Here is a 12,623-nt window from a genome sequence, read left to right on the forward strand (position 1 = left end):
CATGAGCGCGCGACTGAATCGACGCCATCTTTTGCAGGGAACCGGCCTCGCCGCCCTGGCCGCCGCCGGGGGCGGGGCGCGGGCCGCTGAATCCGACGAAGCCGCGATACTCAACCACGAACCCGGCATGCCGTATCGCCGGCTCGGGAACACGGATATCCGTCTCTCCGTCCTTTCGCTCGGCGGGATCAAGATCGACGAGCAGGGGATCACCCACCATCACGCGATCGACCGGGGCTGCAATCTCGTCCACATCTCCAACGGGTACCGGGGCGGGGTCTGCATCCGGCGGCTGGGGAAGGTCATGAAGACGAAGCGTGACCGGGTCTACATCGCGCTCAAGGACAACTTCCTGAGCCGTGAAGACTACCGGAAGCGCGATTTCAGTAAGATCGACCAGTGGCTGAAGGTGCTGAACACCGATCATGTCGATTTCCTGATGTTCAATCGCCACAAGGGGGACCAGGCGGCCGAAGCGTATATGCGCGAGTCCCTGGAGATTCTGCGGGAGCAGGGAAAGGTGCGGTTTGCCGGCCTCACCACCCACGGCGACATCAAAAACTGTCTGCGCAACGGGATCGAGAGCGGTACTTTTCATCTGCTCAATCCCGCGCTCAACCAGCCGAATCTCGAAGCGCTGGAGGAGGAACTTCGCGACGCGCATGAGCGGCAGCTGGGCGTGATGGCCATGAAGACCATGAAAGGGCAGAAAAGCCGCGCCGATGAGCTGGCCTTTCTCAAGAAGCTGTTGCGCAATCCGGCCCTGACCACCATTTTAAAAGGCATGGATTCGCCGCAGATGTTTGACGAGTACCTCGCGGCGGCGCGCACGGAACTGACCGCGGCGGAGGACGAGCGGCTCTACCGCACGGCGCAGCGGCAGCGGGCTGAAAACTGCATGATGTGCGACGCCTGCAAGCGGGCCTGCCCGGAGGGGATCGAGATCTCGACCGTGCTGCGCTGCAAAGACTATTACCTGGAGCAGGAGCGCGATCCGGAATACGCCTTCGAGCAATATCATGCCGTGGCGCCGCAGTACCGCTGGTCGGCGGACTGCACCTCGTGCCGCCGCTGTGAAGCGGCCTGCCCGAACGGGATCGGGATCGTCGCCCGCCTCGAAGCCGCGCGAAAGGCCCTGGCATGAAATACCGACTTATCCCGGCGTTAACGCTCGCCCTCGCCGTGTATGCTCAGGCGGGCGCGCGGCCGCGCGACCCCGGCCCCGCCGCGCTGCTTCCGTCGCCGCACTCCCTTGGAGCCGTCGCGGCCTCCGAAACGGAATGTTTCGGCCCTGAGGAACTGTTCGAGTACATCAACGGCGCCGCCCCGCTCTACCTCGACTACGGCTTCGAGCGGCTGGCGCACCGGGTCTACCGGTTTGAGAAGGGATCGCTCACGGCGGACCTCTACGCCATGCCGGACCCGACCCGCGCATTCGGCATCTACGCCGCCGAGCGAGACGCGGAGGCGACCTTTGTGGAAACCGGAGCCGAAGGTTACCGCTGGGGCGACGTGCTGCGGTTCTTCCGCGGACGTTACTACGTCAAACTCTACGCCGATGCCGGAGAGGATACGGTCCCGCTGCTGGTGCGCGCCGCGAAGGCGATCGATGCACGCCTGCCCGGCAGGGCGGTGCTGCCCTCCGCGACGACCTGGTTCCCGGAGAAGGGTCGCGTCCCCCATTCGCTCAGTTACACCGTGGAACCCCCGCTGGGGGTCGAGGCGCTGGCGCCCGCCTGGAAGGCCCGCTATCGCTGCGGCGATGAAGAAAGCACGCTGTGGATCGTTCCGACGGCCGGTGCCGCGCAGGCCGAAGCCGGGCTCGCCGCGCTCGAAACACAACTGCGAGAATACGACGCGGCGCCGCAGCCATGGGATGAAGCGGACCGGACCGGTCTGCGCGCCGACCATCCGTATGCCGGGCCTGTACTGGCAACCGCATCCGGAGCGCGCGTCTTCGTCCTGCTCAATCCCCCGCCCGATTCGCTCCCGCTGCTGCGCGCGGCGCGCGAGCGGTGCCGGTGAAAGCGCGGACGGCGAAGTCTCACGCGGGTTCCGGCGGCTTATTCAATCCACATCCGTTCGATTTCCTCGAGCGATTTGCCTTTGGTCTCCGGCACGTAGCGAAGCACGACAAAGATCGTGACGGCGCAGAAGGCCGCGTAGACCCAGAACGGGAAGGCGTGGTTGAACGTATCCACGAGCACGGGATGATCGTTCATGATCGGAAAGGTCTGCGACACCGCGTAGCAGGAGATCCAGAGCACGACCGTGGACAGCGCCATCGCACGCCCTCGGATGCGCGTGGGGAAGATTTCCGAGAGCACGACCCAGACCACCGGCCCGAGTGACATCGCGAAGCAGGCGATGTAGATCAGCACGAAGATCAGCGCCCACGCCCCGGTGGCGCGGAAGAAAAAACCGAATCCCAGCGTCAGCAGCGAGAGGCCCATGCCCGCCGATCCGATGACCATGAGCGGCTTGCGCCCGAAGCGGTCCACCGTATACAGCGCGATCACGGTGAACGTCATGTTCACCAGTCCCACCGCGACCGTCTGGAGCAGCGCTGCATTCATGTCCGCGCCGAGGTCTTTAAAAATTTCCGGGGCGTAGTAGAGCACCACGTTAATCCCGGTGACCTGCTGCAGGATCGCGAGGCTGATCCCGATGATGAGCAGGATACGCATACGCGGCTGGAAGAGCTGGGCCAGCGAACCGCCCTCGTGTGCCAGGTTGGTCCGGATCTCGCGCAGCTCGTGCTCGGCGTGAGCCGGACCGTCGACGCGCGTAAGGACCCCGTTCGCGATCTTTTCCCGGCCCATCTTCACCAGCCAGCGCGGACTCTCGGGAACCAGAAATAAAAGCAGGAACAGAAGCAGGGCCGGCACGGACTCGGACGCGAACATCCAGCGCCAGCCGAAGTTCAGGTTCCAGGTTTCGCTGATGCCCGCCCCGTGCCGTTCGATGAAGAAGTTGACGAAGTAGACGACGACCATTCCCAGCACGATGGCGAACTGGTTAACGGTCACCATGCGCCCGCGAATCCGTGCCGGGGAGACCTCCGCGATGTACATCGGCGAGGTGAGCGAGGCCGCGCCCACGCCGACCCCACCGAGAATACGGAAAAGGACGAATTCCGTAAGCGAGCGGGGCATCGCCGACCCGACGGCGGAGATGAAGAAACACACCGCGGCGAAGATCAGCGTCTTTTTCCGACCCAGCCGGTCGCTGAGCGTACCTGCCAGCGCGGCACCGAAAATGCAGCCGATCAAGGCGCTCGACGCCGCCCAGCCGGTCATCGCCGGGGAGAGATCAAAGAAATCGCGCAGGAATCCCACCGCACCCGATATGACCGCTGTGTCGTACCCGAACAGCAGTCCGCCCAGCGCCGCCACCATCGCGATCAGCGCCACATACAGCATATTTCCGCCGGCCCGTTCCTTCATCCCGCCTCCTTTGCAGTGTAGCGGTAAGTATCTAACACCGCGGGGGGTGCGGAACAAGGAGGATCGGAATGGACGATGGAAGGCATGTCAGAGGGGGCTGCAGGAATTTTTTTGACTTCAACATGGCACGAAAACGCGCTCGCCCCCCCTGTGAACATTGAAGTGAGTATTGAATCAGGGTGTCCCGGCGGGAAAAAAGGGGATCTACAGGACGTTTATTGCGGCGCAAAAAACCGTATCCGCGTTCATCCGCGCGACCCTTAATTCCCCGCGCCATAGTGCCGCGCGCAACCAGCAGTTCTCATTATGGCCGCATTCCGACCGCGGACGGCGCGGCAGCCGTCCCTCTCGAGTCGATATCCGACGCATTTTCGGGCACTGGGAGGGTCGGGTGCCACCCCGACCGAAAAGGGTGAAGCCATAATGAGAATCGCTGGCGCGCAACGGGGCGGTATTGTCATCCCGCGCGCGACGGTATACAGTGTTGCGCTTTACGGGGAGTAGCTCAGCCTGGCAGAGCGCCAGCTTTGGGAGCTGGATGTCGCAGGTTCGAATCCTGTCTCCCCGATTCCCCACCCCTTTTTTTTATCTCATTTTCTGGTAGGTTGTAAACCCAAATGCCGCATGTAGTGGTCTTGTTTCATTTATGAGATCGTTTTGAGTTCGTTCGTGAAGAGTTCGTGAGGGGTCATGAAGTCGAGGATCCGGCGCGGGTAGTTATTGATCCATAGCTCGATGTCGCGGATTTTCTGCTTGGTAAAGCGCGCGATATCCCGGCCCTTGGCCACGAACCGTCTGATCATCCTGTTGCCGTTCTCGTTCGATCCGCGTTCCCAGGATGAGTATGGGTGGGCGTAGAAGATCTGGGTTCGCTGTTGCTTCGAGAAGGAAGAGGCTTCTAAGGCTTCGAAGTCCAGGAACTCGCTGCCGTTGTCGACCGTGATGGTCTTGAAGATCTGACGGAAGCAGCGGGAGCCATGTTCACGCTCGAGCCCTCTGAGAACTTTGAGCACGCTGGCTTGGCTCTTATCAGGCAGCTTGCGAATGATCGTGATCCGATGTCTGCGTTCCACCAGGGTCAATAGGGCGGCATTGGACCCGCGCGTGGGGCCGGTCACCAGGTCCATCTCCCAGTGTCCGAACTCCTCGCGCGTCTCGGCTCCTTCGGGACGCTGGTCGATGCTTTTGCCTTTGGAAATCCGCTTCGCCAACCGCCGAGCGCCGCGTTTGCGCCGCTTGGCTCGCTTACGCTTCTCCCACAGTGACTCGTTGCTGAGCCCGAAAATGACGCCTTTATCGATGTAGTTATAGATCGTCTTGGTGCACACCACCTCCTCCAGACCGGCCTGACGCATCCGAAAGGCGACTACATCGGGCGATTCCTTATGTTCCACAATGCGGCAACGGATGAATTCGGCCAGCGCATAGTTGCGGCCCAGCCTCAGACCGGGCCCCCTTGCGGTGGCGTGGTAATCATGGAGGTCCTGGCCGCGATCGCTGCTGTAGGTCCGGTATTCCCGCCACTCCGAGTCCCGGTGGGTCACCGTCCCGCGCTTGAGCTCACGCTGGATCGTACGCGGGTGACGCTCCAAGGCGGCCGCGATGTCCCGTGGGGGGATCCCCCCACGGGACATCCGCTCAATCACCATGCGCTCCACCCTCGTCAAGTGCTTGCCCTTCCTGCTATTCTGATTCTGTTCCATGCCGTCTCCTTCCTCTGTTGTCCTGTTGTAAGACCACAAAGGATAGCGAACCACGGCATGGAACGCTCTCTCCTATACCTGCGGCATTTCACATTACACTTCTCATTTATCTCATTTTCTCCATAAACGCTTTTGCACGCTCTGAACTATATGCTAATTAACACCCCGGAGCATTAACTATTACGACCTGAAAAGAGGTGTGGAGGAAAGGGCGAATGAACATTGTGCGAAAAGTGGCGTTGGCGGCGGTCGTGTGGCTCGGGGCGACGGTTGCGTTCGGGGCGGCGTCACGGCAGCCGAACGTTGTGCTCGTGATGGCGGATGATCTCGGCTGGGGCGATGTGGGGTATCACGGCGGCGAGGCGGCGACGCCGAACATTGACCGGATCAGCTCGCAGGGGGTCCGCTTCTCGCGTTTCTACGCGCAACCTATCTGTTCGCCCACGCGGGCGGCGCTGATGACCGGGCGCTACGCATGGCGCTCGGGCATGGCTTCGGGCGTGGTGCTCAATCATCTGGACTACGGACTGCCGCTCGACGAGGTCACGCTCGGCGAGGTCATGAAGAGCGCGGGCTACGGGACGTATTGCGTCGGCAAATGGCATCTCGGCCATGTCACTCCGGAATATCTCCCGACCGAACGCGGGTTCGATTACCACTATGGTCTCTACACGGCGATCGATCACTTCACGCACAAGTGGAACGGCGCACTCGACTGGCACCGCAACCGTGAGCCGCTCCGCGAGGAGGGCTACGCGACGGACCTGCTCGGCGATGACTGCGTACGGATCATAGAGGAGCACGAATTCGATGAGGAGCCGATGTTTCTCTACCACCCCATGTTCGCCGTGCACGCCTGGAACCAGTCGACCGAGGAATACATGGCGCCGTACTCGGACGTCAAAGACCCCAAGCGCCGCGGGCTGCTCGGCCTGATCGCGGCGATGGACAATCAGTTCGGGCGGATCGTCGACGCCCTGGAGGCGCGTGGCCAGCTCCAGAATACACTGGTGTTCTTCCTCTCCGACAATGGGGGCTGCGAGCGGCAGGCGGGCGAGAACGGGCCGCTGCGCGCGGGCAAGGGTTCCTACTACGAGGGCGGGGTGCGCGTGCCTGCCTTCGCCTACTGGCTCGGAAAGATCGAGGGCGGCCGGACGAGCGACGCCTTGGCGCATGCGGTCGACATCATGCCTACGCTCGCGAATCTCGTCGGTGCGGAGCTGCCCGACAAGCCGATCGACGGCCGCGACCTCGCGCCCGTTTTGTTCGAGGGGGCAGAGTCGACCGGCCGAGAGGAGATCGTCTTTATCCTTGAGGATTCCGAACGGTTGCGCCGCGGCGCGATCATTGACTGGCCCTGGAAACTGCGCCGCACTGCGAAGAAAAACGGCCCGTGGGTCTACGAGCTGTTCAACATCAGGGAAGACCCTTATGAAAAGGACAACGCCTACGAAAAGGCGCGGGCGCACCCGGAGATCGTCGACCGCCTCAGCCGCCGGCTTGATCACCTGAAAAAGGAGGCGCCGCCCGCCCTCTGGCAGACGGGCGACGGGGATAAGCCCGAAGGCTGGGAGCCTCCGGAAGTGATTGGCCCGGATGCGTGAAGAGCGGAAAGGGAAGATCGTGGAACGGGGGGATCGGTGGGGATCGTGAAACGTGGCACGAGGAAGTCGTGCAACGAGGAAATCGTGACACGTGAAAATCGCGGAACGGGGGATCGGTGGGGATCGTGAAACGTGGCACGAGGAAATCGTGGAACGGGGAAATCGTGCAACGTAAAAATCGTGACACGTGAAAATCGCGGAACGGGGGATCGGTGGGGATCGTGAAACATGGCACGAGGAAGTCGTGCAACGTGTACCGTGCCCCGTGCCACGAAAAACCCGTGCCACGAAAAAAGACGGATTTGAAACCGGCAGTGGAAGGCGATTTTCCTCCGGCCGGAACGGCCGGAATAAGGAGTGGTTATGAAGAAGCATTTTGCGCTGGTCGTCATGCTGACGCTGTGGCTGTTGGCCGGCCCGCTGCGGGCGGCGGATAAACGGCCGAACATATTGCTGATCATCGCCGACGACCTCGGCTTCTCGGATCCCGGCTGCTACGGGAGCGAAATTCATACGCCGAACCTCGACCGGCTTGCGGCGGAGGGCACACGGTTCACCCGTTTCTATAACTGTGCGCGCTGCTGGCCGACGCGGACCTCGATCATGACGGGATACTATGCGACCCAGACGGGCGCGGACCCGAATTTGGGGAACGGGAACTACGTCGACTGGACCACGCCCCTGCCGCAGATGCTCGAGCCGCACGGTTATCGCACCTACCACTCCGGCAAATGGCATGTCCAGGCGACCGGCTGCCTCTCCGCACACTCCGCGGGATTCGACCGCGCCTACGACGAGGCGCAGGGGTGGCTCTACTATACGCCGTTCTACCACGCACTCGACGGTGAGATGCTCCCGCAGCCGTCGCTCGAGGACGACTACTTCATGGACCGGGCGATCGGTACCCGCATGGTCGAGTTTCTCGAGCAGCACTTCGACGAACACAGCGACCGCCCGTTTTTCGCCTATCTGTCGTTCCTCGGCCCGCACTATCCGCTCAAGGCGCCGGAGGAGTTTGTCGACAAGTACGAAGGCGTCTACGACGAAGGATGGGACGCCATCCGTCGCCGCCGCTTCGAGCGCCAGCGGGAACTCGGGTTCCCGTCGGACTGGGAGCCGGCTGCGCCGGAACCGCATGTGATCTCCGAGCACTCGCCCCAGACGGATGCCGCGCGCGGGGAGCAGAACGAGAAGCTCGGTTTCGAAGACGTCTACCGCTACACGCCGTGGGATTCGCTCAGTCCGGAGCGTCAGCGGCAGCAGGCGGACAAGATGGAGATTCACGCCGCGATGGTCGATCACCTCGACCACCAGATCGGCCGCGTCCTTACTCTGCTTGAGCAGAACGATGCGCTCGACAACACGCTCGTAATGTTCCTCTCCGATAACGGTGCCGACAGCACTCAGATGTATCCCGATCAGCAGATGAAAGCGGAACAGCTCTACTACCACGACCCCGAGGCGCGCTGGGGCAGCGAATACACCGTGCTCGCGCTCGGCCCCGCGTGGTCTTCGGCGTGCAACACTCCCTTTCGCCGCCACAAGATCTGGACGCACGAGGGCGGCATCGCCACGCCGCTGATCGTACGCTGGCCGGAGGGGCTCGAAGTCGAAGCCGGGTCGTTCGTCCATGCTCGAGGCCATGTGATCGACTTTATGCCGACCTTCCTCGAACTCGCCGGCGGCGCGGTTCGCCCGCCTGCAGAGGCGGCCCCCCCGTTCCCCGGCAGGAGCATGCTTCCCGCCTTCCGCGGCGAACCCATAGGTCACGAGGTGCTCTATTTCAAACACGCCGGCAACCGCGCGCTGATCAAGGGCGAGTGGAAGGTCGTTTCGGCGGCGATAGATGAAAATGAATGGGAGCTGTACCATCTCGCGGAGGACCGCACGGAGATGCATAACCTGCGCAGCAGTCACTTCGAAAAACTGCGGGAACTGGTTCTCGAGTGGCATGAAATCGACAACCGTTACGGGAGACAGGGCGGGTACACGAAATGAGCACGTTCCCCGGAAAAGAGAGGCGGAGGGTGAGGTGACTTCAAAGGAACGGACGTTAAGGGCGATTCATTTCGAGGAGCCGGACCGGGTGCCGGTCAATTACATGTGCAACCCGGGGATCAATGAGCGCCTGAAGCGACACTTTGGGCTCGCCCCGGAGGACAACTACGGCCTGCTCGCCGCGCTCGGAGTGGACCTCTATACGTTCTGCCCGATGTACACGGGCGCTCCGCTGTTCGATCCCGTCCCCGACCGCCAAATCAATGAATGGGGCATGCATACGCGCTGGGTTGAACACGGGTCGGGCGGCTACTGGGACTACTGCGATTTCCCGCTCAGGGAAGCAGAGGCGGAGCGGCTCGCCGAATGGCCGATGCCCGATCCCGACGACTTCAACTACGACGAGGGCGCGGCGCTCTGTGCGCAGTACCCCGACAAGTTCTGGATGGTCGGCAGCCCCGGGGTGGGCGACTTCATAAATTCGAGCGGCATGCTGATGGGCACCGAGGACGTGCTGATCCGTATGGCGGAGGGCGACGAGGCGTTTATGGACTTCTGGGACCGGCGGCTCGAGGTGCAGCTCGGCATGCTTGAACGGGCCATCGACCGCTGCGACGGCCACCTCGATATGATCTGGATGGGCGAAGACCTCGGAACTCAGCTCGGTCCGATGATCAGTCTGGACATGTACCGCGACCTGCTGCGTCCGCGCCATCATAAGATCATCGATCTCGGTCACGCCCACGGGTTGCCGGTCATGATCCACAGCTGCGGATCGAGCAGCTGGGCGTTCGAGGACTTCGTCGACATGGGCATCCGGGTGGTCGATACCCTCCAGCCCGAGGCGGCGAACATGGATCCCGCGTATCTCAAGCAGAATTTTGGCAGTCGGCTCGCATTTCACGGCTGCATCTCCACCGCCGGTCCCGTGGCCTCGGGTACGGTCGAAGATACCGTCGCCGACTGCCGCGCGAAACTGGAGGTCCTGATGCCGGGGGGCGGGTACTGCTTCGCTCCCACCCACGCCCTGCAGGACAACTCCCCGACGGAAAACGTGGTCGCGATGTACGAGGCGGTGCGAACTCACGGTCGATACTGAATGGATGTAACTGCGCCGCTGCGCGAGTAGAAGGGGGTAAAAAGAGATGGTTGGATTCAAAGAATACAGAAAGAGCATTCGCGCAGCGTTGTTCGCGGCGGCGCTGTTCCCGCTCCTGGCGCTGGCGAAACCCGAACGGCCCGACCTGATCCTGATTATCGCCGACGATCTCGGCCAGCAGATCGGATGTTACGGCGACCCGAACGCCGACACTCCCAACCTCGATCGCATGGCGGCGGAGGGCGTGATGTTCCGCAACGCCCATGTCACGGCTGCGTCGTGCAGTCCCTCGCGCGGCAGCATCATGACCGGCCTCTACCCGCATCAGCACGGGATGATGGGCCTCTCCCACTTCGGGACGGAGCGTATGCACGACGACGTGCCGAAACTGCCCAATCAGCTCAAAAAACTCGGCTACCGCACGGCCCTGATCGGGAAATCGCACTTCCAGCCGCGCGATCAGTTCACGTTCGACTACTACAACGAGGATATGGGCCACATCAACCGGGACCGCGATGTGCTGTGGCAGAACGAGCGTGCGGCGGATTTCCTCGACGCCGTCCCCGAAGACACGCCGTTCTTCCTCATCGTCAGTTACATCGACCCGCATCGCGGGGCTTCCGACGTCAAGGGCCCCTACGGCCCCGGCCGCAACATCCGCTTCCCGCGCGTCAAACAGGGCCTGCCCGCCGATCCCCCGAAACCCGAAGACATCGAGCCCTTCCCGTTCTACGGACTCGATTCGCCCGAAATCCGTGAGGAACTCGCCGACTTCTACGGCGCGGTGGCGCGGCTGGACATCGGCGTGGGTGATCTGCGCGAAAAACTGGAAGCGCGCGGGGTGTGGGACGACTCGCTGATACTCTTTATCGGTGATCACGGGCCCGACGTGACCAGGGGCAAGATGGCCGTCTACGAATGGGCGACGCGCGTGCCGTTCATCGTCAACGCCCCCGGCGCCCCGGAGGGCCTGGTGCGCGAGGAACTGGTCTCGTCGATCGACCTCTTTCCGACGTTCATCGATGCCGCATCGGCCGGAGAATCCGCCCCGCATCAGGGCCGCTCGCTTCTGGGGCTGTTACGGGAGGGGCCGGCCCCCGCCTGGCGGCGCTACCTCTTTACGGAGTACATCACCCATGTGCCATGGCATTTCTACCCCCGCTACACGGCACGCGATCACCGCTATAAGCTGATCCTGAATATCTACGGCGGCGAGCGCGAAAACCCGCTCGATCCGCGCAACTACTGCAACGCGTGGTGGGAGGCGCAGAAGCCGAAGTACCGGGAGATGCCGATCCGCGATGTCTACGAACGGGTCGAACACCCCCCGCGCGTCGAACTGTACGACCTGCGCAGCGACCCTTACGAGTTCACCAACCTCGCCTCTCGCGCAGACCTCCAGGGTGTGCGGGAAAACATGCTCACCGCCATCGACGACTGGCGCCGACTCACCGACGACCCCTTCCTCGATCCCGCTGAACGGGAGGAACAGGATCGGAAGGGACTCGACTACCGGAAGCAGTGGGAGAAGCGCCGCGGCGCAGGTCATTGATGCCGCCACCTTGCTAAAGGGTCACCCAAGCTAATGCCCGCACATTGCGTCATTTTCTCCTTTAAAGCTTTATGTTGTGCATTCGCCCCGCGCGATATGGCCGTCAATGCCCGCGACACATTCGCCCGGCTTCCCATTCTTAAGCGATCTGCAAGGCAAAACCCCGCTCACCGTCGTGTGACTCTTCAGTACCCAGGCCACAGCCTGTTTCTCCGCTTAATCAAATGCCCGCGGCATCTGAACATCGCATTGAACCGTTGCGTGTAGGTTCCCTGAAACCACTTCATTCCCGCCACCAGATTCGCCTCCGGTGTTTCCAGCAGCACGTGGTAATGATTGCTCATCAGCACATAGGCATGAACCCGCCAGCCGGTTTGTTGGCAGGCCTCTTCCAGCGTTGAAAGAAACAATCTCTGTCCATCTCCTTTTTTGCCGACTATCGATCGCTCCTTTGACCACGCCGTCGGACGAACCGGTTCAAATATCGATTGCCCGTTATTCCCCCGGCACATCACATGATACACCGCACCTGCATACTCATGACGAATCGCTCTTGGCATGGGAGATATCTATCAACGGAACGAAAGACATATCTTTAGTCACAATGACGCAATGTGCGGCCTTTGTTTGTTACAGCGGCGTTCCCCAACTCTTTATAAATTCCCATTTTCCATGGTAGATATGCCTTCTTTCGTATTCCATAAGCTCGATGTGAAATATGTACATTCCCGGATTAAAGCATATAGCACGATCCAGAAAGTCTATATGCATTCTAATGTACTTTACACGGGGATCCCATTCCCTGATCCACGACTTCTTCTCAATCACCCTGATCTTCTTTTTTCCCCGCTCGGATCCACGATATAGGAGTTTTCAAGATCAACACGGCAGGGCGAATGATCAACAGCAAAAACCGTCAGATCCACCCCGGCACCTTTAGTTCTCGCAGACCAGTTGACAGACCACCCGTTTCGCGTCGTCCTGCCGATATGAGGGGTGCCGCTGACAGGGCGTGCGAATCTGACAGGAGCGACAGAACACCCGCAAGATGCCATCAGGCAAACCGTCAAAAGGATCGAACGCGGGAAACCCCCGGATAAACTTGACCAGAACAACATGTCGTACTCCCGTTGCTAGAAACTATAGTCGTGCAGTATAAAGATGGCTGCCCCTGGATCATCACCTGATATGCGAGCGTCAATAAGTGACTCTTTGTTTCTT

At 61.4% G+C, this 12,623-nt stretch carries 9 protein-coding genes and 1 tRNA gene; 7 read left to right on the top strand and 3 right to left on the bottom strand.

What is annotated here, in order from left to right; translation table 11 throughout:
- Nucleotide 1 precedes the first annotated feature (1 nt).
- Both L21SP4_RS00640 and L21SP4_RS00645 read left to right on the top strand, forming a co-directional pair.
- Complete coding sequence (locus tag L21SP4_RS00640; RefSeq protein WP_052880847.1) at nucleotides 2–1,144, top strand: aldo/keto reductase; 1,143 nt, start codon at nucleotides 2–4, stop codon at nucleotides 1,142–1,144.
- Nucleotides 1,141–2,025 carry a DUF6599 family protein gene (locus L21SP4_RS00645; RefSeq protein ID WP_052880848.1) on the top strand — a complete coding sequence of 295 codons (885 nt, stop codon included), beginning with the start codon at nucleotides 1,141–1,143 and terminating at the stop codon, nucleotides 2,023–2,025. The genes L21SP4_RS00640 and L21SP4_RS00645 overlap by 4 nt, the downstream gene beginning before the upstream one ends.
- Before the next feature lie 38 nt (nucleotides 2,026–2,063).
- On the opposite strand, the gene L21SP4_RS00650 is transcribed toward L21SP4_RS00645, so the two are convergent.
- Nucleotides 2,064–3,446: a sugar porter family MFS transporter gene (locus tag L21SP4_RS00650; protein WP_074041317.1), complete on the bottom strand. Its 1,383-nt coding sequence runs from the start codon at nucleotides 3,444–3,446 to the stop codon at nucleotides 2,064–2,066.
- Nucleotides 3,447–3,940: 494 nt separating this feature from the next.
- Between L21SP4_RS00650 and L21SP4_RS00655 the strand changes: the two genes are divergently transcribed.
- Nucleotides 3,941–4,014, top strand: a tRNA-Pro gene (locus L21SP4_RS00655).
- 76 nt (nucleotides 4,015–4,090) lie between these two features.
- On the opposite strand, the gene L21SP4_RS00660 is transcribed toward L21SP4_RS00655, so the two are convergent.
- Entirely contained in the window at nucleotides 4,091–5,149 is a 1,059-nt protein-coding gene (locus L21SP4_RS00660) for an IS30 family transposase (protein WP_052880849.1), read from the bottom strand.
- A gap of 215 nt (nucleotides 5,150–5,364) precedes the next feature.
- Here L21SP4_RS00660 and L21SP4_RS00665 point away from each other — a divergent pair, with 215 nt between their 5' ends.
- From L21SP4_RS00665 to L21SP4_RS00680, 4 genes are all read left to right on the top strand, one after another.
- Complete coding sequence (locus L21SP4_RS00665) at nucleotides 5,365–6,753, top strand: arylsulfatase B (RefSeq protein ID WP_052880850.1); 1,389 nt, start codon at nucleotides 5,365–5,367, stop codon at nucleotides 6,751–6,753.
- A gap of 363 nt (nucleotides 6,754–7,116) precedes the next feature.
- Nucleotides 7,117–8,751 (top strand): arylsulfatase, encoded by a 1,635-nt coding sequence (locus tag L21SP4_RS00670; RefSeq protein ID WP_052880851.1) that lies wholly within the window; start codon nucleotides 7,117–7,119, stop codon nucleotides 8,749–8,751.
- A gap of 34 nt (nucleotides 8,752–8,785) precedes the next feature.
- Nucleotides 8,786–9,850, top strand: a complete 1,065-nt coding sequence (locus tag L21SP4_RS00675; RefSeq protein ID WP_052880852.1) for a uroporphyrinogen decarboxylase family protein — start codon at nucleotides 8,786–8,788, stop codon at nucleotides 9,848–9,850.
- 46 nt (nucleotides 9,851–9,896) lie between these two features.
- On the top strand, nucleotides 9,897–11,402 hold the full coding sequence (locus L21SP4_RS00680) for a sulfatase family protein (protein ID WP_052880853.1): 1,506 nt from the start codon (nucleotides 9,897–9,899) through the stop codon (nucleotides 11,400–11,402).
- 185 nt (nucleotides 11,403–11,587) lie between these two features.
- Here the strand turns inward: L21SP4_RS00680 and L21SP4_RS12660 are convergent, their stop codons facing one another.
- Nucleotides 11,588–11,962: a transposase gene (locus L21SP4_RS12660; protein ID WP_082116413.1), complete on the bottom strand. Its 375-nt coding sequence runs from the start codon at nucleotides 11,960–11,962 to the stop codon at nucleotides 11,588–11,590.
- Nucleotides 11,963–12,623 lie beyond the last annotated feature (661 nt).

Source organism: Kiritimatiella glycovorans, assembly GCF_001017655.1.
Classification (GTDB): Bacteria; Verrucomicrobiota; Kiritimatiellia; order Kiritimatiellales; family Kiritimatiellaceae; genus Kiritimatiella; species Kiritimatiella glycovorans.

Coding starts and splice junctions, on each gene's coding strand:
- L21SP4_RS00640 (WP_052880847.1), top strand. CDS start 2: ATGAGCGCGCGACTGAATCGACGCCATCTTTTGCAGGGAACCGGCCTC.
- L21SP4_RS00645 (WP_052880848.1), top strand. CDS start 1,141: ATGAAATACCGACTTATCCCGGCGTTAACGCTCGCCCTCGCCGTGTAT.
- L21SP4_RS00650 (WP_074041317.1), bottom strand. CDS start 3,446: ATGAAGGAACGGGCCGGCGGAAATATGCTGTATGTGGCGCTGATCGCG.
- L21SP4_RS00660 (WP_052880849.1), bottom strand. CDS start 5,149: ATGGAACAGAATCAGAATAGCAGGAAGGGCAAGCACTTGACGAGGGTG.
- L21SP4_RS00665 (WP_052880850.1), top strand. CDS start 5,365: ATGAACATTGTGCGAAAAGTGGCGTTGGCGGCGGTCGTGTGGCTCGGG.
- L21SP4_RS00670 (WP_052880851.1), top strand. CDS start 7,117: ATGAAGAAGCATTTTGCGCTGGTCGTCATGCTGACGCTGTGGCTGTTG.
- L21SP4_RS00680 (WP_052880853.1), top strand. CDS start 9,897: ATGGTTGGATTCAAAGAATACAGAAAGAGCATTCGCGCAGCGTTGTTC.
- L21SP4_RS12660 (WP_082116413.1), bottom strand. CDS start 11,962: ATGCCAAGAGCGATTCGTCATGAGTATGCAGGTGCGGTGTATCATGTG.